Genomic DNA, 20694 nt, shown 5'->3' with positions numbered 1-20694 from the left:
GGTCCGATCGCGAAGTTCGCTAACCCATATCCAGGCGACGTGTCGACATCGCTCCCTGTGGTCCTTTCGATGCGGCTACCGCCAACCACGGTATGACGACCGGAAAGCGTCGTCCAACACGTTTTCGCTAAATATGAGATCCATATAATATGCTTCTCATATGAATGAGATCGAGCTGTCCGCCGGAACGGTGCAGTACGTCGACAGCGGGACCGACGGACCCGTGGTGGTCCTGCTCCACGGCCTGCTGATGGATGCGTCGCTCTGGGACGGTGTGATCGCCGACCTGAGCAACGATCACCGCTGTATCGCCCCGACTCTGCCGTTCGGAGCGCACCGGCGGCCGATGAACGCCGGCGCCGACCTGTCGCTGCGCGGGATCGCCGAGCTGGTCGTCGAGTTCCTGGATCGACTCGACCTGCACGACGTCGTACTCGTCGGGAACGACACCGGGGGAGCCGTTGTGCAGCTCGTCCTAGGAGCTGACCCCAAGCGCGTCGCGCGGGCCGTGCTGGCGTCGTGCGAGGCGTTCGACAACCTGCCGCCCGGGCTGACGGGGCGCGTCCTCGCATTGTCCGGGAGGTTGTCGCCGCGGCTGTTCGGAGCGTTCATGCAGCAGCTGAGGCTCAAGGCGGTACGCCGATCGCCGCTCGCCTTCGGGACGTTGACGAAGCGCGGCGATGTGACCACGGCGCGATGGATCAGGCCGTTGCTCGAGCAACCCGAGCTGCGCGCTGAGACGGTGCGGATGTTGCGGGCCGTGTTCGCGGACCCGGAGCTGTTGACCGAGGCGGCCGAAGATCTCCGGCGCTTTGATCGGCCGGCGCTGATCGTCTGGGCCGCAGACGATCGCGTGATGCCTACAGCTCACGGCCGTCGGCTCGCCGAATTGTTGCCTCAGGCAAAGTTCGTCGAGGTGGCCGACAGCTACACGCTGATTCCCCTCGACCAGCCGAGCGAGTTCGCCGGCCTGATCAGAGCTCTTTGCGCATCTGCTGGGAGATGACCGCGTAGCCGAGCGAGTCGTACAGGCCGATCGCCGTCGCGTTGTCACCGAACACGTTCAGGTCCAGCTGCTTGTGGCCGAGGCGACGGCACTCGTCCTCCGCCGCGAGCATGATCGCCCGGCCGTAGCCTTTGCCGCGCTGGTTGCTGTCGACCTCGATGGCGTAGATGAACGGCACCCGCGATCCGGTGCTGATCCACAGGTTGCCGACCGGTTCGTCGCCGTCCAGCGCGATCCAGATCAGCTGGTTCTCGGTGGCGGGGCCTTGCGGGAGCAGCCTCTTGGTCTCCTCGCGTGCGAACTTCAGCGCTTCGTCAGCGGTCAGTCCACGGGCTGGGCCGATCCCGGCCGCGAATACTTCGGCGGCGTGGTCCGCCCAGCTCGGGTACTCGGAATCGGTGATCGGGCGGAGCTGCACCGGTGGCGTGGTCACGCCCCGACGATAGACCAGCGCAGACCGCCGTACACCATGCTTTGCAGCAAGTGGCATATCGTGCGGCGGGTGACGGAATTGACCCTCGAGGTGGCTCAGAAGCTGTTGGCGGCGCAGCCGTTCAGTCTGCTGGTCGGGGCGCGGGTGACCGCGTTCGGGGACGGCGGCGCGAGGCTCGAGCTCGACATCCGCAAGGATCTCCAGCAGCAGAACGGGTTCCTGCACGGCGGCGTCCTCGCGTACGCCGCCGACAACGCGATCACGTTCGCGGGCGGCACTGCCCTCGGGCCCGAGGTGCTGACCGGCGGGTTCACGATCAGCTACCTCCGCCCGGCCCGGGGCGCGATTCTCCGGGCCGAGGCAAAGGTTGCCCACTCGGGCAGGCGCCAGGCGACGTGCACCTGCGAACTCACCACACTCGACGACGCCGGTACGCCGACCTTGTGCGCGATCGCCCAGGGCACGGTCATCGCCCGCTAGTCGAAGAGCTCCTCGAGGAACGATTTCTTCTTCTTGCGCGGGTGCTGGTTCCCGTACCGCCGGTCATCGTCGTACCGGCGGTCGTCGTACCGCTTCTTCTCCTCGTACCGTTTCTCCTCGTAGCGAGGCTGCGGCGACGGGGAGTTGTACTGCAGCTCGGCATCGACCAGCCGCTCGAGCTCACCCCGATCGAGAAAGATCCCCCGGCACTCTCCACACTGGTCGACGGTGACGCTGTTGCGTTCGTACGAACGCATCTCGCCACGACACTTCGGACACGTCAGGCTCTCCATCCAGCAACCCTAAGTGACGACTTCCGAGCAACACGGTGCTCTCAGCCAACTCTCAGCACCTTTGGGGCGCAACTCTCAGGAGACTGGTTGGCCCTCGCAACCACTACCCCTGACTGAGCCGATCAAGCGCGCCCGGCGCACGCTCTGCGGCATCTCGTACACCGCGTCGTCGCTGAGGACAGGCCGAAGGCATCCCAGTCCCGCGCCGCCATGGTCGCGAAGTACGTCCCGACCGCAGCCCGACTGCTCGTCCATGCCTGCGACCCTAGGCCGGGCCGCCGACAGTGGCGATCATTTGAAGCTGGAGAGGAAGGTCTTGAGGATCGGGCCGGCGGTGTGGGAGCCGGACTCGCCGCCCTCGACGATGACCGCGAACGCGACGTCTCCCCGGTAGCCGGCCATCCATGCGTTGGTGATGACCTTGCCGCCGGAGACCAGCTCGGCCGTGCCAGTCTTCGCCGCGACCGCGCCGTTGCCGGCCAGTACCTTCGCCGTACCGCTGGTGACCGTGGTCCGCATGAACGTCCGCAGTGCCGCAACGGTTGCTGCAGGCAACGGAGAGGCGGCCGCGCCGGCGGCGTCCTTACCCGGCACGAGCACGGGCTTCATCGCCGTACCGTGGTCGACCGTGGCGGCGACCAGCGAGATCGCCAGCGGGCTCGCGGTGACGGTGCCCTGACCGATCATCGAGGCGGCCTCGGCAACGTCGTCCTTCGGCAGCGGCACCTGACCGCCGTACGCGTTGATCGACAGGTTCAGGTCCCGCCCGATGCCGAACATCGCCGCGGCCTTGGTCATCCCGTCCTTCGGCAGTCGCGCGTGCTGCGAGATGAACGCGGTGTTGCAGGACTCGTTGAACGCCTTCTGCATCGTGCCCGCGCCGTACGCCGCCAGACCGTCGTAGTTCTTGAAGGTCTTGCCGAAGACGTTGATCGTGTTCGTGCACGGCAGCACGGTCGCAGCGGTCTCGCCGCTTCCGATCAGCGCCGCCGAAGTGACGATCTTGAACGTCGAACCCGGCGCGTACCGGCCCTGGAACGCGCGGTTGTAGCTGGCAGGAGTCGGACCGTTCGCCGCGGCGAGGATCTGCCCGGTCGACGCCTGTACTGCGACCAGCGACGCCGGCAGCTTGCTCGTCGCCAGCGCGGCCTCGGCCGATTTCTGCATCGCCGTGTCGAGCGTGGTCTTCACCGGCTTGCCGGCGGTGCCCTTCTGGCTGAAGACGGTCTTGATGGTCAGCTTGGTCTTGCCGTCCCGCAGCGTGACGGTGCCGCCCGGCGTACCGGCGAGCTGCTGCTGGAACGCGTACTGCAACCCCGTCGTCCCGACCTGGTCCTGCGCCGAAGCCGTCGGGCCGGCGTTCTTCAGCGTGTCCGCGGTCGCGGTCTTCATCGTGCCGATCAGGGACTTGGCGAACGTCGCGGTCGGCGGCAGCGACTGCGTACCGCCCATCGTCAGTACGCCGGGCAGCTTGCTCATCGTCGGCCGGAGCGCTTCCCACTCCTCGGCCCGGATCGTGATCGCGTCGACGAACTGCCCGGCCGGCGCCGCCTTCGCGCGGGCGGCGAGCTTCGCGCCGTCGACATCGAGGTACTTCGTGAACGCCGCGTACGTCGCTGCCGTCGCCGTGGCGCCCGATGCGACGCCGACGATCACGACCGGCCGGTTCGCGGTCAGTGCGACGCCGTTGCGGTCGAGGATCGAGGCACGCGCGGGCAGCGCGCGGACGCGCTTGAGGTAGTTGGTGTCGCCCAGGCCCGGGTAGATGGTGTCGCCGGACGCCTTGATCTTCCAGGTGTCGCCGGTCTTCACCGCGGTCGCCGTACTGGTCCACTTCATCGTGCCGATACCGCGCAGCTGCGCCTCGACCGCGAGCTCCTGCGTGCAGTTGCTGGCGTCGCTGCACTTCGGATCGCCCTGCGGGGTCACCGTCACGGTGCTGGCGACCAGCGCGGTGTCGGTGTCGTCGAGCCGCTTCGCGAAGACGGTCGGGTTGTCGGTGAGCGCCCCGGCCGCGTCGGGCTTGCCGTCCGGCGCCCACGCCTTCACCCAGGCATCGGCGAATTGCTGGATGACGGCGCCGGAGGCCTTCTGCTCGTCGTTCCCGGACTTCCCGCCACCGGACTTGCTGTCGGAACAACCGGCGGTGATCAGCAGACTACTCAGGCAAACGATCGCAGTGGTTCGCTTCACGTTCCCAACTCTCGCACGACGACGGGTGGACACCGGGGACAGTCTTCGGCGTGTGGCAGCTCGCCACGAGGGCGAAACTACTCAATCCGCGCAAGTACGACGCGCCTGACCGCTCAGGAGTTGGCCGCAGAGCGAGCGTGAATCGGGGGCAAGAGGTTGCGTGAATCGGCCGGTCCCGATTCTGGAACCGCGTTCCAGCGCCGCCTGACGCGGCGTATTCTGCTCGTTTGTGACCCGCCTAGCGCTGCACAGCCGATTGATTCCCGGGACCGAAGAGGCCTATGAGCTCGAGCACGCTCGCGTCTGGCCGGAACTGATCACGGCGATGCACGCCGCCGGTATCAGCGACTGGTCGATCTGGCGCAGCGGCCGCGACCTGTTCCACCTGGTCGTCGCCGACGATTTCGAGGCCTCGGTCGCGTACCTCCGCAACGACCCGACCGACCAGCGTTGGCAGCAACACATGAGCCAGTTCGTCGAGGGCTTCGCGCAGAACCCGGAAGGCGTGGCCGGCCAGTCCCTGCGTCACGTCTGGACCATGAGCGAACAGGTCGACTAGTACATCTCCCAAACCAGCACCTCAACGCCTGCTGGTCCGGCAGTGATGCGCTGGCCGTCGGACGGAGTCAGGCGTACGGCGTCCGCGGTGGCCAGCTCACCCGCGCCCTCAAGCGTCCCCGTCCCCGTCGCGACGAACAGGTGCAGGTACGGCGCTGCCGGTAGCTGGATGTCCTGCGCCGGGGCGAGGCGGGCCACCGACATGCCGGCGGCCGGCTGGTTCAGGTGGATCGCCGTGCTGGCAGCGTGCTTGGAGAGCCCCGAAGCGACCGGGATCAGTTCACCCGAGGTGAGATCCAGCTCGGTCTGCTCGTACGACGGAGGCAGGTCGAGCCGCTCCGGCCGGACCCACATCTGCACGTAGTGCACTGGGTCGTCGCCGTCGTTCCACTCCGAGTGCCGGATCCCCGAACCCGCACTCATCCGCTGCGCCAGCCCCGGGTACACGACGCCGCTGTTCCCCTGCGAATCGCGATGCGCCAGCGCGCCCCGCAGTACCCAGGTCACAATCTCCAGGTCCTGATGCGGATGCGCCTCGAACCCGGTGCCCGGAGCAACGGTCTCGTCGTTGTGCGCCACCAGGAACCCGAACCCCACGTTCGCCGGGTCGTAGTGCGCCCCGAACGAGAACGAATGCCGGGAGTCCAGCCACTCGCTCGCCGTACGAAACCGCTCACCCGCCCGACGGATCTCCATGGGGTCTAGTAATACCCCGTCTGCCCGTCGAGCAGCTCCCGCATGGTGTCCAGCTGGCCGAGATGCCGGGCGGTCTCCTCAACCATGTGGATCAAGATCCACCGCAACGACGGCTGGAACTCCGCGTCCTTGCCGACATCATCCAGCGCGTGGGCAGTGGTGATCTCGTTCGACTGCGCCCATTGCGCCTCGAACTCGTCCAGCAGACGCGCCAGCGGTACGCCGTCCACTCTCCAGTCGGCGCTCTTCGGCTCCTTCTGGAACTGCGGGTTGGTCGTCTCCGGCTCTCCCAGGAAGATCACGTTGAACCAGCAGTGCTCCGTCCAGCGCAGGTGCGACACCAACCCGGCCGGCGTCATCAACGGCGAGGTGGGGAACACCGCCCGGTGCTCGTCGGCTTCGGCGAGCCCTTCCAGCTTCCGCCGTACCAGGGCCCGCTGCAGATCGAGCCAGCCGACCAGCTGCACCCGTTCATCGGCTGTCAACGGCGGCCGCTTGTCGTAGAAGTTCATGCCCGGACCGTAGTCAACGAACCGGTCCACCTCGCACAAAGGGACTGCGCCGCTCGGTGGGCGGCGCAGTCCCGGTTCTGGTACGACGGTTGGTCAGCCGGTCGGGTTCCCGTTGTCGGAGCCGAGGGTGGCCTTGATGGACTGGGGCTTGCCGTTGCGGGTGACGGTCAGCGTGACCTGGTCGCCCGGGCGGTGCGAACGGACTGCGGCGACCAACGCGTCCCCTGACGCGATCGCCTTGCCGTCAACAGCGGTCACCACATCACCTGACTGGAGACCGGCTTTGTCCGCCGCACCGCCGGACGTGACCTCGCCGAGGCGTGCTCCGTTCGTGAGCCCGTCGGAGGACTGCGCGTCGCCGACCGTCACACCGAGCCGCGCATGCGTGGCCTTGCCCTTGGCCACCAGCTCGTCGATGATCGGCTTGGCCTGGTCGATCGGGATAGCGAACCCCAGGCCGATGTTGCCGCCTTCGGATTGTCCCGATCCGCCGGCGGTTTTGATCGCGCTGTTGATACCGACCACCTGGCCGGCGAGGTCGATCAGGGCGCCGCCGGAGTTACCCGGGTTGATCGCGGCGTCCGTCTGGATTGCTGGGAAGACTGTCGTGCTGTCCTGCTGCTCGTCGCCCGACGTCACCGGGCGGTTCAGCGCCGAGACGATGCCGCTGGTCACGGTCGCCTCCAGGCCGAACGGCGAGCCGATCGCCACCACGCCCTGGCCCACCGCGAGCTTGCCGCTCGACCCCAGCGTGGCCGGGGTCAGGTCGGTCGCGTTGGCGTGGATGACGGCGAGGTCGGTGAGCGGGTCGGTGCCCTTGATCGTGGCGTTGACCGTGCGGCCGTCGTTCAGCATCACGGTGATCGTGGCGCCCTGCCCGGCACCCGCGACCACGTGGTTGTTGGTGACGATCAGGCCGTCCTTGCTGATCACGATGCCGGACCCGGTCGCTGCGCCCTGCGACGTCGCGACCGCGATCTTCACCACGCTCGGCAGCACCTTGGCCGCCGCGCTCTGCACGGAGCCGTCCGGCGCGGCCGCGGGTGCGGCCTGGTTGCCGTTCAGCGGTGCGGTCACGGACGGGGTGTTCGTGCTGTGGTCGTTGGTCGCCGAGTACACGGCAGCTCCGCCGACGCCACCGGCCAGGCCGACGAGCAGCGCGGTCAGCGCCACTACTGCCAGGCCGGCCCGCTTCTTCGGCTTCTCCGCCGTAGCGGTCGCCGTGCTCGGCTGCGGTCCGAAGGGCCAGCTCGGGCCCGGAGACGCCCCCTGATGCGTCCCCGGCGCTCCGAACTGCGGGTAAGCACTCCCACCTGAGGGGTACTGTCCCGGCCGCTGCCCGTGCGGCCCCGAATCCGGCCTCTGCTGTCCCGGCTGACCACCCTGCGGCGCGAACTGCTGTTGCTGATGCTGCCCGTACATCGGCAACTGCTGCGTCCGCTCCGGCCCCTGCGGACCTTGCGGGTTCTGGCCGGGCTGGTTCTGCGGCGGCTGGTTCTCGGTCATGGTCAATACTTTGTCCGCCGCACCTGAGAGGGCCCTGAAGATCCGCTCGGAGTGACCGAAGAAGTCCATGAAGATCCTCTGAAGGATCTGCCGGCTCTCAGCACAGCTTTCAGCGCGTCTGGGTGGCCGCGTGCGGCAGCCACAACGTGAACTGCGCACCTCCGCCGGGAACGTTCCGGGCGTAGATCATGCCGCCGTGCTGCTCGGCCGCGTGCTTCACGATGGCCAGGCCCAGGCCGGAGCCTGGCCGGCTGCGGGCCTCGCTGGAGCGGTAGAAGCGCTCGAAGACGTGTGGCAAGTCAGCCTCGGCTATGCCGGGACCGGAGTCTGTGACCGTGAGTACGCCGTCCAGCAGGCGAACCGTGACGTGTCCGACCGGCTGCCCGTCGCTGCGCGGCTCCGCGCCCTCGGGGACGCTGTACTTCGCCGCGTTGTCGAGCAGGTTGGTCACGGCCCGTCCGAGCAGCCGCTCGTCGCCCCAGACCGGGAACGGAGTGATCTGCACGTCCCACTCCAGTCCGGGTGCGCGGCGGCGTACCTTCATCACTGCGTCCTCGACGACGTTGGAGAGCTCGATCAGCTCCGCGTTGCGCACTTGTGGGGTGTCGCGGGCCAGTTCGGTCAGGTCGCCGATCAGCGTGGTCAGCTCGTCCATCTGAGCGCGTACGTCGTCCAGCAGCTGCTGGCGATCCTCCGGGCGGAGTCCGCCGCGCTTGTCCGCCTGGGCGAGCAGGTCGAGGTTCGTGCGCACGCTGGTGAGCGGCGTACGCAGCTCATGCCCAGCATCACCGACAAGCCGGCGCTGCCGGTCACGGGACTGTGCGAGCGCGCCGAGCATCGCGTTGAACGCCATCGCCAGCCGGGAGATCTCGTCCGTGCCGCCCACCGGGATCGGCTTCAGGTCCTCGGTTCGCGCGACGTGTTCGGCCGCTCCGGTCAGCCGGGCCAACGGTCGCAGACCTGACCGGGCTACAGCATTGCCGGCCAGCGCGGCGCCGATGACGCCGATCAGCCCGAACGCCCACAGCACTACGCCGAGGTTGTGCAGGGTCTCGTCGATCGGCCCCAGCGACTGTGCGACCACCAACGCCCCGGGCTGGAGGAAGTTCTCCGGCTCCGCTCGGCAGGCCTCGGTCCGGCCCTGCGGGCAGTAGCTCGCGGGGACAGCGACCACGCGGAAGTGCGAGCCGCCGTTGCGTATGCCGACGGTCCGCAGGCTGGCCTCGTCGCCCTGGTCCTTCGCTACCTGGAGTTCGTCCTGGCCCATCGGCGGCAGCAGGCTGTTCGGCGGCCCGAACTGCTGGCCGTCCGCGCCGATCACGCCGACGCGGATGTCGCTCAGACCCAGAGCGTCGGAGGGAACGCCCTGCAGGATCGTGAGGTCGGTCAGAACGCCCTTCTTCGCGGCCGCGACGGCCCGCTGGGTCAGGCTGTTGTCGAGGTTCTGGTACATCTGCTGGCGCACAGTGATGTACGCCGCGACGCTGACGATCGCTACCGCCAGCCCGACCGCGACCGCGGCGAGCAGCGTCACGCGGGCGTGCAGGCTGAGTTTGTGGAGGGTCTCGTTCCACCAGGTCTGGGTGCGGACAGCCGTCGCCACAACCCGATTTCCATTGCCATTGGCAACGGGCTGCGCGGGTTGTTGCGGTTGCGGCTGCTGCGGTCGTCCGGCGTACGACGGGAAGTCGTCGGGGTGTTGCTGACTCACGGTGGGGTGTCCCTCAGCACGTACCCGATGCCGCGGACGGTGTGGATCAGGCGGGGCAGGCCGTTGACCTCGGTCTTACGGCGCAGGTAGCCGATGTAGACCTCGAGCGAGTTCGCCGTGGTGGGGAAGTCGTAGCCCCAGACCGCGTCCAGGATGACCGCGCGCTCGAGCACCCGGCGCGGGTTGCGGATGAGCAGTTCGAGCAGCGAGAACTCGGTCCGGGTGAGCTGCATCGCGACGTCGCCCCGGTGCACCTCGTGCGCGTCGACGTCGACCACGAGGTCGGCGTACTGCAGCACTTCGCCGCGCTGGCCGCCCTCGCCGGGCGTGGTGCTGCGGCGCAGCAGGGCGCGCAGTCGGGCCAGCAGCTCCTCGAGCGCGAACGGCTTGGTCAGGTAGTCGTCGCCGCCGGCGTCCAGGCCGTCGACCCGGTCCGCGACCGCGTCCCGCGCGGTCAGCACCAGGATCGGCACATTGTTGCCCGCGGCCCGCAAGGCCTTGGTGGTCTCGAGCCCGTCCAGCCGCGGCATCATCACGTCCATCACCACGACGTCCGGCTCGACGTTGCCGATCACCGCGAGCGCCTCGGCGCCGTCGGACGCGGTCACCACCTCGAAGTCGTTGAACTCCAGCGAACGGCGCAGCGAGTCCCGGACCGCCCGGTCGTCGTCCACCACCAGTACCCGCATCGTCTGCCCCGCTCCGCTCGAAGTTCCGCAACCGAGAGTAAGTCGCTTCTGTGAGAATCGCCTGAGAACCCGCTGATCGGTAGCCCAATACCTCCTGGACACCTTAGGTTTCAGAGGTGGACGTCATCGAATTCACACCTGAACCCGCCGAGTACGCCTGGACCTTCGGGGGAGTGCCGCCGATCCGCCGGATCCGGCCGGGTACCGCCCTGCGGTTGTGGACCGAGGACGCGTACTGCGGCACGCTCCGGAGCACGACCGATCTTGCCAGCGCCTCGCTCAAGATGCCGCACGTGAATCCGCAGACCGGGCCGTTCTACGTCGAAGGAGCCGAGCCGGGAGACACCCTGGTACTGCACCTCGTCGAGCTGACGCCGGCCCGGAGCTGGGGCGTGTCCGCGACCATCCCGTACTTCGGCGGTCTGACCAGCACCGATCGGACGGCGACGCTGCAGGACCCATTGCCGGAGCGGACCTGGATCTATGAGGTCGACTCGGACAAGCAGACGGTGGGGTTCCAGGCGCACGGCAGCGATCTGGAGATCGCGCTGCCGCTGGAGCCGATGCTGGGCACCGTCGGTGTCGCGCCTGCCGCGGGCGAGGCTCGCTCGGCGCTGGTCCCGGACATGTTCGGCGGCAACATGGACACCCCGGAGATGCGGGCGGGTGCGACGTGTTACCTCAACGTCAACGTCGAGGGTGCACTGTTCTCGGTTGGTGACGGCCACTACCGCCAGGGCGAGGGCGAGTCCTGCGGCACCGCCGTCGAGGGCGCGATGAACGTGGCGCTGATCGTCGACCTGCTCAAGACACCCGGACCGGTCTGGCCCCGGATCGAGAACGACGAGTACCTGGCTGTCGTCGGGTCGGGCCGGCCGCTCGAGGACGCCTGGCGGGCGGGCCAGGTGGACATGGTCCACTGGCTCGGAGACCTCTACGGACTCGACAAGCTGGACGCGTACCAGCTACTCAGCCAGGTCAGTGAGGTCCCGCTCGCCAATGTGGTCGACGTCAACTACAGCGTCGTCACGAAGATCCCGAAGCGTCTGCTCCCGGCGGTGACCGTCTACGACGGCATCCACCAGCACCTGCGCGAGGCCCCATGACCCGCCGCGAGGGAGTCGTGGCATCCAATACAGTCGTTCAGCTGAACTGCCGTACGACGTCCTCGGCGTAGCGCTGCATCGGCTCGTGGTCGTATGCGACGCCGGGGATGTACGAGATCACGTAGTCGACCCCTGCCTCGGCCAATTGCTCGATGTGCTCGCCGAGCTCCTTCGTCGTGATCACGTCCGCCAGCACGTGGGACGTGCCGCCGGAGCCGATCTCCAGGAACTCCTGCAGGCTGTACCGCCCGCGGGCCTTGGCTGTCGCGGTCTCCGGATCGGCGCCGGACTCGATCGGGAACACGTTCAGGCTGGTCGACTTGATGATCTCGTCGTAGTCGCGGCCGACCTCGTCGCAGTGCTGCCGGAGGATCGCGAGCTTGTGCTTGATGACATCGACGCGTCCGGTGCCGAAGTTGCAGGCGTCGCCGTACTTTGCAACTAGTCGCAATGTGACGCGTTCACCGCCGCCGCCGATCCAGAGCTTGGGCTTGCGCCGCGGTTCGACGAACGGCTTGTCGACCGAGTGGTACTGCCCCTCGAACACCACGTCGTCCTCGGTCCAGAGCCGATGGATCAGCTCGATCGACTCGACGAACGAGCCCATCCGCTCCTTCTGGCTCGTCCACGGATAGCCGTACGCCTTCCACTCGTGCTCCGACCAGCCCGCGCCCAGTCCGGCGTACATGCGCCCGTGGCTCGCCACGTCCACAGTGGCGGCCATCTTGGCGACCAGGGCGGGGTTGCGGTAACCGTTGCAGCCGACCAATTGGCCTAGCTTCACCCGCGAGGTGTCACGTGCCAAGGCCGCTGTCGTGGTCCACATCTCGAAGACGGTCTCGCGGACAGGCTCAGGGACGGTGTGGAAGTGGTCGAAGAGCCAGATCGAGTCCCATGGACCCGCGTCCGCTGCCTTGGCCACTGCGGTCATGGCCTCCCACTGCTCTACCGGGTCCGCCAGCTCGACCAGATCCATCCGCCAGCCCTGCGGTACGAACACTCCGAATTTCATGCACTCCTCCGAGAGATTGCGACTCCAGTCAGGCACAGCGCCCCGCCGGCCAGCGCGAGCACGGCAGGGGTCTCGCCCAGGAACAGCCAGCCCAGCACGATCGCCACAACCGGTACGGCGTACACCGTTACGCCCATCCGTCCCGCACTGGTACGGCGGAGCGCGAAGGCCCAGGTGGTGAAGCCGAGCGCGGTGGGGAAGGCGGCCAGGTACACGACCCACCAGATCGTCGATGCGTCAGCAGTGCGGAGCTCATCGACCAGCGTGGGCGCGAAGGGCAGGCAAACGACCGCACCGATCGTGCAGGCGAGCCAGGTGACCTCGGCGGCCGGCAGCCGGCTCAGCAGCGGCTTCTGCGTGACCACGCCAACGGCGTACGAGATCGCGGCCACGACGCAGAGCACCACGCCCCAGGTCTCGGCGGGGCCGCTGGAGGTCGACGTACCGATGATGACGATGCCGGCGAACGCGACCAGGCCGCCGATCACCAACTGCCGCGGGAAGCCTTCACCGAGACCCAAGCCCGCGAGTACGGCGATCAGCAGCGGGGCGATGTGGACGAGCATCGCCGACGTACCGGCGTCGAGACGACGCTCGGCCTCGTTGAGCGCGATGTTGTAGACGCCGAACCACAGCACACCGCAGGCGATCAGCGGCAGCCAGTCCCGCTGGGAAGGCCATCGGCGTACGGTCGCCGCCGGCCGGCGACGGGTGAAGAGCAGCGCGCCGAGGAAGATGCTGCCGAGTCCGAGCCGGGCCAGCGACAGGGCGCCGGCCGAGATCTCGGTGCCGACGTGCCGGATGGCGACGAAGGACGAGGCCCAGAGGACGACGGTCACGGCAGCGGCGCCGGCGGCGAGACCGGCGCGGGGCGGGGCTTCTGCGATGGTGGTCACGGTCACTACAGTAGGAACGGAGTCTGCGGGTTTCTATGGCAGACCGGAGCCTAGGAGGCGGTTTTGCTTACCGAAACGAGAAGCCAGATGCCGGATGAGCTCAATACCCGAATTCTGGACGAGCTGATCGCCGACCCTCGGCTGCGGACCACCGAGCTGGCGCGTCGGCTGGGCGTCTCCACGCCGACCGTGCGGGAGCGGGTCGCGCGGCTGGAGGAGTCCGGCGTGATCCGCGGGTACCGCGTCGACATCGACCCGGCCGCGCTCGGACGGCCGGTCGCGGCCTGGGTGCGGCTGCGGCCCGGGCCGAACCAGATCCCGAAGATCATCGAGCTCGCCGGTCGTACGCCGGAGGTCGTCGAGTGCCACCGGATCTCCGGTGAGGACTGCTTCCTGATGCGGGTCCAGGTCGCCGAGATCGCCGCGCTCGAGGACGTTCTGGACAAGTTCCTGGTGCACGGCCAGACCACGAGCTCGTTCATCGTCTCGACGCCGGTCCCGCCACGCAGCGTGCCCTTGTCCGCTGGGTGAACCCCAACCACCGTCGGGAGTGGTCTGCATCACTAGTCTGGTGCCGACTTCAAAGCGACGTTCCCCGGAAGGACCCTGGCCCATGGCTGCCGACAAGTCTGTCCGCAGAGTTGCCCTGCTCACCGCCGGCGGGCTTGCGCCCTGCCTGTCGTCCGCCGTCGGCGGGCTGATCGAGCGCTACACCGAGGTGGCGCCCGACGTGGAGATCATCGCCTACCTGAACGGGTACCACGGCCTGCTCAGCGGCCGGTTCCTCGACGTGACGCCGGAGGTGCGGGAGAAGGCGTCGTTGCTGCACAAGTTCGGCGGCAGCCCGATCGGCAACAGCCGGGTGAAGCTGACCAACACCGCGGACCTGGTCAAGCGCGGCCTGATCCAGGACGGGCAGAACGCCCTCCAGGTCGCCGCCGAGCGGCTGGTCGCGGACGGTGTCGACGTACTGCACACGATCGGCGGTGACGACACCAACACCACGGCGGCCGACCTCGCGGCGTACCTGCACGAGCACGACTACGACCTGACCGTGGTCGGTCTGCCGAAGACCATCGACAACGACGTGATCCCGATCCGGCAGAGCCTGGGCGCGTGGACCGCGGCCGAGCAGGGCGCGCTGTTCGCCCGCAACATCATCGCCGAGCACAGCTCGAACCCGCGGATGCTGATCGTCCACGAGGTGATGGGGCGGAACTGCGGATGGTTGACCGCGGCAACGGCTCAGGAGTACCAGCAGTGGGTCGACGAGCAGGAGTGGAACCCGGGCATCGGCCTGGAGAAGGCCGGCTGGTCGGTGCACGCCGTGTATGTGCCGGAGGCAACGATCGACCTCGACGCCGAGGCCGAGCGGCTGCGCAAGGTGATGGACTCCGAGGACTGCGTGAACATCTTCCTGTCCGAGGGCGCCGGGGTGCCGTCGATCGTGGCCGAGCTGGAGGCCCGCGGCGAGGACGTCCCGCGGGACCCGTTCGGGCACGTGAAGCTCGACACGATCAACCCGGGCGCGTGGTTCGCGAAGCAGTTCGCGGAGCGGATCGGGGCCGAGAAGACGATGGTGCAGAAGAGCGGGTACTTCAGCCGCTCGGCCGCGTCCAACGACCGCGACCTGGCGCTGATCAAGGAGTGCACCGACTATGCCGTCGACGCCGCGCTCCGCGGTGAGAGCGGCGTGGTCGGTCACGACGAGGAGCGCGGCGACGAGCTGCGTGCAATCGAGTTCCCGCGGATCGCCGGCGGCAAGGAGTTCGATCCGACGGTCGACTGGTTCGTCAGCCTGAAGTCGGAGATCGGCCAGGCCTAATGGCGGAGGCGGCCGACCCACTGGTCGGCCGCCTTCTCGATCTGTTCGAGGACCACGTCGAAGCCGTCGTCCTCGCCGTAGTACGGATCCGGTACGTCGTCCGCCGCGAACAACTGCGCCGTCGCACCCCGGCGGCTCAGCTCGGCGACATGCCCCGAGTCCATCGCCAGGGTGAGATCCGCGGCCCGCTCGAACTGGCGAGCCCGGTGCGCGCTGCCGTCGTACCCGCGCCGGCGCAATGCGGCCGCCGCACGTGGGTCCATCGGGTCGCCGACGTGCCAGCCGCCGGTGCCTGAGCTGGTCACCTCGACGTCGTCGATCCCGGCGTCGGCGAGCTTGGCCCGCAGGACCACCTCGGCCATCGGCGACCGGCAGATGTTCCCGCTGCAGACGACCTCGATGTGCACTAGTGGACTTCGGCCTTCTCCGGCAGGACGAGGTTGATGATCATGCCGACGATCGTGATGATCAGCGCGCCGAACAGCGCGGACCAGAAGCCGTTGACGTGGAACTGGACGTCGAGCTTGCCGGTGATCCAGGACGTCAGCCACAGCATCAGCGCGTTGATCACGAACGTCAGCAGACCGAGCGTGAGGATCAGCAGCGGGAACGACAGCACCTTCACCACGGGCTTCACGATCGCGTTCACGACACCGAAGATCGCGGCGACGATCAGCAGCGTGAGCACGCGCTTGCCGGTGGTCGCGCCCTGCAGCGTGATGCCGGCGACGAGCCAGCTTGCCACTGCCAGCGCGACCGCGTTGGCCAGCAGCCTGATGATCAAGTTCTTCATGGCGTCGATCCTCCCATCCACCCGGTAGCAACCACGCTCGGTACACACCCTGATCGAACCCTGGGTCTTGACAGTGAAAATGACCAAGTGATCTGATCATTTTCATGTCACGCCCCCTGGTAGCAGTTGTCGCGTTGTCTCTCACGGCAGCGGGCCTCGGTGTGCCTGCCTCCGCCACCACCTCCGCCACCACCTCCGCCACCACCTCAGCCACCACCTCAGCCACCCCGTCGAGCTGCAGCGCGGTGAGCACGAACTGGACCGCCCGGACGACCCCGCACGCCGCCCCCGAGGAGCTCCTGAACGCCTACAGCAACACCGGGAAGGGGTGGACCGGAGCGGACAGCACGTACTCCGTCGCGCTCCCCGGCGGACGGACGGCATGGATCTTCTCCGACACGTTCCTCGGACCGGTGAACCCCGACGGCAGTCGACCGACCACCGCGCCGTTCATCAACAACTCGTTCGTGATCCAGCAGGGCGAGAGCCTGAAGACGGTCACCGGCGGTACGTCGACCAACCCGACAGCGCTCATCCCGCCGCCGTCCGACGGCTGGTACTGGGTCGGTGCCGCACAGACCAGCCACGCGGGCCGTGACCTCGACGTGGTCGCGCTGCGCTTCGTGAAGACCGGCACGGGTCAGTGGGACTGGCACTGGGCCAGCAACTACCTCGCCCGCTTCGACAGCAAGACCTTCAAGCTCGAGTCGCTGACGCCACTACCTTCGGCGGCGAATGTGCAGTGGTCCGCTTGGTTGCTGCGCGATCGCGGCTACACCTACATCTACGGAGTCGAGGACCTGGGTTCCTCGAAGTACCAGCACGTCGCTCGCGTCCGTGGTGATGACCTGACGGCGAAGCCGTGGGAGTACTGGACCGGCTCCGGCTGGTCAGCCGACGAGAGTGCCTCGGCGCGCGTGCTCGAGGGTGTGGCCAACGAGCACAGCGTCACCAGCTTCAAGGACGGCTATCTGCTGGTCACACACGACACCAAGGAGCTGTTCAGCAAGCGTGTGGTCGGGTACTTCTCCTGCTCGCCGACCGGTCCGTGGGTGAAGCCGGTCGAGCTGTACCAGACGCCGGAGACCGGCGGGAACATCATCACGTACAACTCGCACGAGCACCCGGACCTGCGCCGCGGCAACGAGCTCCTGGTGAGCTACAACGTCAACAGCCTGGTCAGCGACGACCTGTACGGCGACGTGAGCATCTACCGGCCGCGGTTCCTGGCCGTGACGCTGGCGGCTGCCAAGTGAGCACTCCGGGTGGCGTCGTACGCCGCAGTCTGCTGGACGATCTGGCGACGTCGATGCTCTCGCTCATCGCGGACCGGAAGCTGTCGGTCGGTGACCAGTTCGAGTCCGTCCGGTCGCTGGCCGAGCGGTTCAAGGTCGCCGTACCCACTGTCCGGGAGGCGCTCCGCCGACTGGAGGCGACCGGTGCCGTGGAGCTCCGGCACGGCTCCGGTGTGTACGTCGGTCCGAACGTGGGCCGACTGGTGTTGGCCAACCCTCTGGCGCTCGCACCGAGTGCGGACCGGTTGGTCGAGCTGCTGCAGGCTCGCGCACTGATCGAGCCACCTGTAGCCGCACTGGCCGCAGCGACGCGTGGAGCGGACGCACTCGAGCAGATGGAGCAGGACCTGGCCACTGCGGCCGAGCTGATCGCATCCGGCGACCATGCCCGGTTGGCCGAGGTCAACATGGACTTCCACCGCTCACTGGCCCAAGCGTCCGGCAACGCGACCCTCGCCGAGGTGGTCGAGTCAGTGACCGTCGTGAACGCCCGGGAGCAGCTGGAGATCCTGCACATCCACGGTGACCGGCAGGCCGACCTGGACGAGCACCGCGCGATCTACGAGGCAGTCCGCTCCGGCGACTCGGACCTCGCCGAGCTCCTCACCCGCGAACACCTCGACGGCGTACTGACCGTCATCAACCAACGACTGACAGCACCCTGAGCTGGAAGGACGCACCAATGCAACGCAAGACCAACCGGAAGGCGCTGGCTGCCCTGGTGATCGCCGGCGCGCTCGCGCTGTCCGCCTGTGGAGGTGGCGGAGCGGCTGCCCCGAAGAAGGGCGAGGACAAGCCGGTCGACTCGCTGAAGTTCTACAACGACAAGGGTGGCTGGAAGGACGCCTTCACCCAGGTCGGCGCGGCCAGCAAGAAGGACATCGGCGTCGGCATGCAGCCGGTCGGGTACTCCGACTCGAACACGTACACCGCGTTCATCCGGTCGTCGTTCCGGACCAAGGAGAAGGCCGACCTGTTCACCTGGCACACCGGCAAGGAGCTTCAGGATCTGGTGGACCAGAAGCTCGTCGCCGACACGACCGACCAGTGGACCAAGGCAATTGCCGATGGCAACATTCCCGAGCAGCTCAAGCAGTACTTCACCTACGGCGACAAGCAGTACTGCGTGCCGCTGAACGCCGGCTACTGGGTGATGTACTACAACAAGGCCGTCTTCAAGAAGGCCGGTATCACCGACACGCCGAAGTCCTGGGCGGACATGCTCAAGGATGCCGACAAGCTCAAGGCGATCGGCGTGAAGCCGTTCTACCAGACCAACATCCTGTTCTCGTTCGTCTGGTTCGAGACGCTGCTCGCGGGCAAGGACCCCGACCTGTACGACGCGCTCGCCGCCGGCAAGGCGAAGTACACCGACCCCGGCGTGGTCGAGGTGATGAACGAGTGGAAGAAGATGATCGACGCCGGGTACTTCAGCGACCCGGGCTCGAAGACCGAGCCGCAGGCGCAACTGAAGAACGGCGATGTCGCGATGATCAACTTCGGCACCTGGTTCAGCGGCAACCTGAACACGTTGAAGATGAAGGCCGGCACCGACTACGACTTCTTCGTGATCCCGAACGTGAACCCGGCCCTGCCGAAGACCTCGATGATCTTCGAGACGGGTCCGGTCTGCTCGGCCGCGGCCAGCGACCACGCGTCGACGGTGAAGAAGTGGACCGACTGGTGGGTCACGCCGCAGGCGCAGACCGCGTGGGCGAACTCCCGCGGTGACCTGTCGTTCAACCCGAAGGCCGAGGTCAAGGACCCGAGCCTGGCGGCACTGAACAAGGACGTCGGCGGTGACGGCTACCGGCTGATCAACCGGTGGTTCGAGGCGACGCCCGTACCTGTCGCGAACAAGGCGCTCGAGGTGTTCGGCGCGTTCGTGACCAAGCCGGGTGACCCGATGCCGGGCCTGCAGAAGATCCAGGCCGAGGCGGACGCGTACTGGGCCAAGCAGAAGTGACTTCCACGATCGAACGGCCACCGGTGAAGGTCCGGGCGAGCACTCAGCGCCCGGACCGGACCGGGGCCCGCACGGCGCCGCTGTTCGGGCTACCGGCTGCCGGCGTGGTCGCACTGCTGCTCTACCTGCCGTTCCTGTGGACGACATACGTCAGCTTCACGCAGTACGACGGGCTGGCGTCGCCGGTGTGGACCGGGTTGGCGAACTACAAGGCGATGTTCAGCGATCCCGATCTGACCGGGGCGCTCGTCAACACGCTCCTGTGGGTCGTCGGCATGGTGACCCTGCCGGTAGTGCTCGGGCTGTTGATCGCAGTACTGACCTATGGACACAAATGGGGCACGTGGCTGCGATTGCCGTTCCTGCTGCCTTATGCGATCTCTGGTGTGGCTGTCGGCGTCATCTGGGGCTTCGTACTGCAGCCGGACGGTGCACTGGGACAGGCACTCGGCTTCTTCGGGCTACCGGGTGCGCACACAGGCTGGTTGCAGGCAGGTCCTGGCAACACGCTGATGATGATCGTCGCGGTCACCTGGCAGGCAGCCGGCGTAAATGCGTTGCTGTTCGTGGTCGGTCTGCAGTCCATCCCCGGTGAACCGCTGGAGGCTGCGCGGCTGGACGGTGCGGAGGGATTCAGTCTCTTCCGCCACCACCTCTGGCCGCAGCTCCGGCCGATCACGACAGTGGTCATCGGGCTGTCGATCGTCGGCAGCCTGAAGACGTTCGATGTGGTGTGGGTGATGACGCAGGGCGGGCCCGGTACGTCGTCCGAGACGCTGGCGCTGTCTATGTACAAGGAGACCTTTGTGCTGAACGACTACGGCCAGGGCGCGGCGATCGCGCTGTTCCTCAGCCTGGTCACGTTCGCCGCGTCGATCCTGTACCTGCGCTACCAGTTGGGGGACGCCCGTGAGCAGGGTTAAGACCGCGTTCCTGATGGCGCTGGGCCTGATCTGGCTCGCGCCGGTGTACCTGCTGGTCGTCAACGCATCGAAGTCCGTCGACGGGTACGACGCGAAGACGGTCTGGAAGCCGGCCGGCTTCTCGCTGTTCTCGAACTTCGGAGACGCGTGGAGCAAGGCCGCGCTCGGCGACACGTTGGTCGCGACCACGATGTACAGCGTGATCGCGCCGGTGCTCGCCGTGCTGATCGGCGCGGCCGCGGGGTACGCGATCGTCGTACTGCGGTTGAAGCGCGGGTTCCTGTGGTTCGTGTTCATCTTCGGCGGGACGATCTTCCCGCTGCAGATGATCCTGATGCCGCTGTTCTCCGGGTACGCGGACTCCGGGCTGTACGACACGCGGGTCGGGATGATCATCGTGTACACCGCGATCAGCGTGCCGTTCTCGGCGTTCGTGATGCGCAACTTCTTCACCGGGATCGCGCGGAGCGTGTTCGAGGCCGCGGTGGTCGACGGCGGAGGGCTGTTCCGGATCTTCCGCAGCATCTACCTGCCGATGGCGGGGTCCGCGCTGGCCGCGATCTTCATCCTGCAGGCCACCTTCGTGTGGAACGACCTGCTGCTCGGGCTGACGCTCTCGCAGTCCGACTCGGTGCGGCCGATCATGCCGGCGCTGACCGGCCTGCAGAGCACCTACGGCGGTGCGTCGTTGCCGACCGTGCTTGCCGGCGGTCTGCTCGTGTCGCTGCCCACCGTGATCTTGTTCCTCGCCGCCCAACGCTTCTTCTCCCGGGGCCTCGCCCTGGGTCAGTTCTGAAAGGA

The 20694-nt window shown here is 67.5% G+C and carries 23 protein-coding genes; 11 read left to right on the top strand and 12 right to left on the bottom strand.

Annotated elements, in window-relative coordinates; translation table 11 throughout:
• Positions 1-160: 160 nt before the first annotated feature.
• On the top strand, positions 161-1006 hold the full coding sequence (locus AB0J62_RS26915) for an alpha/beta hydrolase (protein WP_363876769.1): 846 nt from the start codon (positions 161-163) through the stop codon (positions 1004-1006).
• Here AB0J62_RS26915 and AB0J62_RS26910 read toward each other — a convergent pair.
• A complete protein-coding gene (locus AB0J62_RS26910) occupies positions 975-1439 on the bottom strand; it encodes a GNAT family N-acetyltransferase (protein ID WP_363876766.1) in 465 nt (154 codons plus the stop codon). The genes AB0J62_RS26915 and AB0J62_RS26910 overlap by 32 nt on opposite strands.
• Positions 1440-1508: 69 nt before the next feature.
• Between AB0J62_RS26910 and AB0J62_RS26905 the strand changes: the two genes are divergently transcribed.
• Positions 1509-1919 carry a PaaI family thioesterase gene (locus AB0J62_RS26905; protein ID WP_363876763.1) on the top strand — a complete coding sequence of 137 codons (411 nt, stop codon included), beginning with the start codon at positions 1509-1511 and terminating at the stop codon, positions 1917-1919.
• Here AB0J62_RS26905 and AB0J62_RS26900 read toward each other — a convergent pair.
• Both AB0J62_RS26900 and AB0J62_RS26895 read right to left on the bottom strand, forming a co-directional pair.
• Positions 1916-2212, bottom strand: coding sequence for a zf-TFIIB domain-containing protein (locus AB0J62_RS26900; protein ID WP_363876760.1), 297 nt, complete (start codon positions 2210-2212; stop codon positions 1916-1918). The genes AB0J62_RS26905 and AB0J62_RS26900 overlap by 4 nt on opposite strands.
• A gap of 291 nt (positions 2213-2503) precedes the next feature.
• On the bottom strand, positions 2504-4405 hold the full coding sequence (locus tag AB0J62_RS26895; protein ID WP_363876757.1) for a penicillin-binding transpeptidase domain-containing protein: 1902 nt from the start codon (positions 4403-4405) through the stop codon (positions 2504-2506).
• Between the two features lie 229 nt (positions 4406-4634).
• Between AB0J62_RS26895 and AB0J62_RS26890 the strand changes: the two genes are divergently transcribed.
• Complete coding sequence (locus AB0J62_RS26890; protein ID WP_363876754.1) at positions 4635-4964, top strand: L-rhamnose mutarotase; 330 nt, start codon at positions 4635-4637, stop codon at positions 4962-4964.
• Here the strand turns inward: AB0J62_RS26890 and AB0J62_RS26885 are convergent.
• From AB0J62_RS26885 to AB0J62_RS26865, 5 genes are all read right to left on the bottom strand, one after another.
• A complete protein-coding gene (locus AB0J62_RS26885) occupies positions 4961-5659 on the bottom strand; it encodes a pirin family protein (protein ID WP_363876751.1) in 699 nt (232 codons plus the stop codon). The two genes, AB0J62_RS26890 and AB0J62_RS26885, sit on opposite strands and share 4 nt — an antisense overlap.
• A 5-nt stretch (positions 5660-5664) precedes the next feature.
• Positions 5665-6171, bottom strand: coding sequence for a DinB family protein (locus AB0J62_RS26880; RefSeq protein ID WP_363876748.1), 507 nt, complete (start codon positions 6169-6171; stop codon positions 5665-5667).
• A gap of 93 nt (positions 6172-6264) precedes the next feature.
• Positions 6265-7677: a trypsin-like peptidase domain-containing protein gene (locus AB0J62_RS26875; RefSeq protein WP_363876745.1), complete on the bottom strand. Its 1413-nt coding sequence runs from the start codon at positions 7675-7677 to the stop codon at positions 6265-6267.
• 109 nt (positions 7678-7786) lie between these two features.
• On the bottom strand, positions 7787-9388 hold the full coding sequence (locus AB0J62_RS26870) for a HAMP domain-containing sensor histidine kinase (RefSeq protein WP_363876742.1): 1602 nt from the start codon (positions 9386-9388) through the stop codon (positions 7787-7789).
• Entirely contained in the window at positions 9385-10077 is a 693-nt protein-coding gene (locus AB0J62_RS26865) for a response regulator transcription factor (RefSeq protein ID WP_130442918.1), read from the bottom strand. The genes AB0J62_RS26870 and AB0J62_RS26865 overlap by 4 nt, the downstream gene beginning before the upstream one ends.
• Before the next feature lie 116 nt (positions 10078-10193).
• On the opposite strand from AB0J62_RS26865, the gene AB0J62_RS26860 reads away from it, so the two are divergent.
• Positions 10194-11183, top strand: coding sequence for an acetamidase/formamidase family protein (locus AB0J62_RS26860; RefSeq protein ID WP_363876738.1), 990 nt, complete (start codon positions 10194-10196; stop codon positions 11181-11183).
• A gap of 37 nt (positions 11184-11220) precedes the next feature.
• Here the strand turns inward: AB0J62_RS26860 and AB0J62_RS26855 are convergent, their stop codons facing one another.
• Together AB0J62_RS26855 and AB0J62_RS26850 are read right to left on the bottom strand one after the other, a co-directional pair.
• Positions 11221-12195, bottom strand: coding sequence for an LLM class F420-dependent oxidoreductase (locus AB0J62_RS26855; protein ID WP_363876735.1), 975 nt, complete (start codon positions 12193-12195; stop codon positions 11221-11223).
• Positions 12192-13091, bottom strand: a complete 900-nt coding sequence (locus AB0J62_RS26850; RefSeq protein ID WP_363876732.1) for an EamA family transporter — start codon at positions 13089-13091, stop codon at positions 12192-12194. The genes AB0J62_RS26855 and AB0J62_RS26850 overlap by 4 nt, the downstream gene beginning before the upstream one ends.
• 87 nt (positions 13092-13178) lie before the next feature.
• Between AB0J62_RS26850 and AB0J62_RS26845 the strand changes: the two genes are divergently transcribed.
• Positions 13179-13622: an Lrp/AsnC family transcriptional regulator gene (locus AB0J62_RS26845; RefSeq protein WP_134110753.1), complete on the top strand. Its 444-nt coding sequence runs from the start codon at positions 13179-13181 to the stop codon at positions 13620-13622.
• A gap of 82 nt (positions 13623-13704) precedes the next feature.
• A complete protein-coding gene (locus AB0J62_RS26840) occupies positions 13705-14916 on the top strand; it encodes a pyrophosphate--fructose-6-phosphate 1-phosphotransferase (RefSeq protein ID WP_363876728.1) in 1212 nt (403 codons plus the stop codon).
• Here the strand turns inward: AB0J62_RS26840 and AB0J62_RS26835 are convergent.
• Positions 14913-15323, bottom strand: coding sequence for a low molecular weight protein-tyrosine-phosphatase (locus tag AB0J62_RS26835; RefSeq protein WP_363876725.1), 411 nt, complete (start codon positions 15321-15323; stop codon positions 14913-14915). The two genes, AB0J62_RS26840 and AB0J62_RS26835, sit on opposite strands and share 4 nt — an antisense overlap.
• The gene (locus AB0J62_RS26830; RefSeq protein ID WP_363876722.1) at positions 15323-15709 is read right to left on the bottom strand and encodes a phage holin family protein; all 387 of its coding nucleotides are present in this window, start codon (positions 15707-15709) and stop codon (positions 15323-15325) included. Before AB0J62_RS26830 ends, AB0J62_RS26835 begins: the two co-directional genes overlap by 1 nt.
• Positions 15710-15954: 245 nt before the next feature.
• Between AB0J62_RS26830 and AB0J62_RS26825 the strand changes: the two genes are divergently transcribed.
• From AB0J62_RS26825 to AB0J62_RS26805, 5 genes are read left to right on the top strand one after another with little or no spacing between them, the layout of a single operon-like run.
• Positions 15955-16965, top strand: a complete 1011-nt coding sequence (locus AB0J62_RS26825) for a DUF4185 domain-containing protein (RefSeq protein WP_363876719.1) — start codon at positions 15955-15957, stop codon at positions 16963-16965.
• Positions 16962-17669, top strand: coding sequence for an FCD domain-containing protein (locus tag AB0J62_RS26820; protein ID WP_363876716.1), 708 nt, complete (start codon positions 16962-16964; stop codon positions 17667-17669). Before AB0J62_RS26825 ends, AB0J62_RS26820 begins: the two co-directional genes overlap by 4 nt.
• A 17-nt stretch (positions 17670-17686) precedes the next feature.
• The gene (locus AB0J62_RS26815; protein WP_134110743.1) at positions 17687-18970 is read left to right on the top strand and encodes an extracellular solute-binding protein; all 1284 of its coding nucleotides are present in this window, start codon (positions 17687-17689) and stop codon (positions 18968-18970) included.
• Positions 18967-19893 (top strand): sugar ABC transporter permease, encoded by a 927-nt coding sequence (locus AB0J62_RS26810; protein ID WP_363876711.1) that lies wholly within the window; start codon positions 18967-18969, stop codon positions 19891-19893. Before AB0J62_RS26815 ends, AB0J62_RS26810 begins: the two co-directional genes overlap by 4 nt.
• Positions 19880-20689 (top strand): carbohydrate ABC transporter permease, encoded by an 810-nt coding sequence (locus AB0J62_RS26805; RefSeq protein WP_363876708.1) that lies wholly within the window; start codon positions 19880-19882, stop codon positions 20687-20689. The genes AB0J62_RS26810 and AB0J62_RS26805 overlap by 14 nt, the downstream gene beginning before the upstream one ends.
• Positions 20690-20694 lie beyond the last annotated feature (5 nt).

The sequence above is a fragment of the Kribbella sp. NPDC049584 genome, assembly GCF_040675555.1.
GTDB lineage: Bacteria > Actinomycetota > Actinomycetes > Propionibacteriales > Kribbellaceae > Kribbella.
The sequence above is the reverse complement of the archived record's forward strand: the minus strand, read 5'-3'. Positions and strand labels throughout refer to the sequence as shown.

Bases quoted from the DNA above. Each gene is read 5' to 3' on its own strand.
- AB0J62_RS26915 (WP_363876769.1), top strand. From the start codon at position 161: ATGAATGAGATCGAGCTGTCCGCCGGAACGGTGCAGTACGTCGACAGC.
- AB0J62_RS26900 (WP_363876760.1), bottom strand. From the start codon at position 2,212: ATGGAGAGCCTGACGTGTCCGAAGTGTCGTGGCGAGATGCGTTCGTAC.
- AB0J62_RS26885 (WP_363876751.1), bottom strand. From the start codon at position 5,659: ATGGAGATCCGTCGGGCGGGTGAGCGGTTTCGTACGGCGAGCGAGTGG.
- AB0J62_RS26880 (WP_363876748.1), bottom strand. From the start codon at position 6,171: ATGAACTTCTACGACAAGCGGCCGCCGTTGACAGCCGATGAACGGGTG.
- AB0J62_RS26875 (WP_363876745.1), bottom strand. From the start codon at position 7,677: ATGACCGAGAACCAGCCGCCGCAGAACCAGCCCGGCCAGAACCCGCAA.
- AB0J62_RS26865 (WP_130442918.1), bottom strand. From the start codon at position 10,077: ATGCGGGTACTGGTGGTGGACGACGACCGGGCGGTCCGGGACTCGCTG.
- AB0J62_RS26855 (WP_363876735.1), bottom strand. From the start codon at position 12,195: ATGAAATTCGGAGTGTTCGTACCGCAGGGCTGGCGGATGGATCTGGTC.
- AB0J62_RS26845 (WP_134110753.1), top strand. From the start codon at position 13,179: ATGCCGGATGAGCTCAATACCCGAATTCTGGACGAGCTGATCGCCGAC.
- AB0J62_RS26840 (WP_363876728.1), top strand. From the start codon at position 13,705: ATGGCTGCCGACAAGTCTGTCCGCAGAGTTGCCCTGCTCACCGCCGGC.
- AB0J62_RS26830 (WP_363876722.1), bottom strand. From the start codon at position 15,709: ATGAAGAACTTGATCATCAGGCTGCTGGCCAACGCGGTCGCGCTGGCA.
- AB0J62_RS26815 (WP_134110743.1), top strand. From the start codon at position 17,687: ATGCAACGCAAGACCAACCGGAAGGCGCTGGCTGCCCTGGTGATCGCC.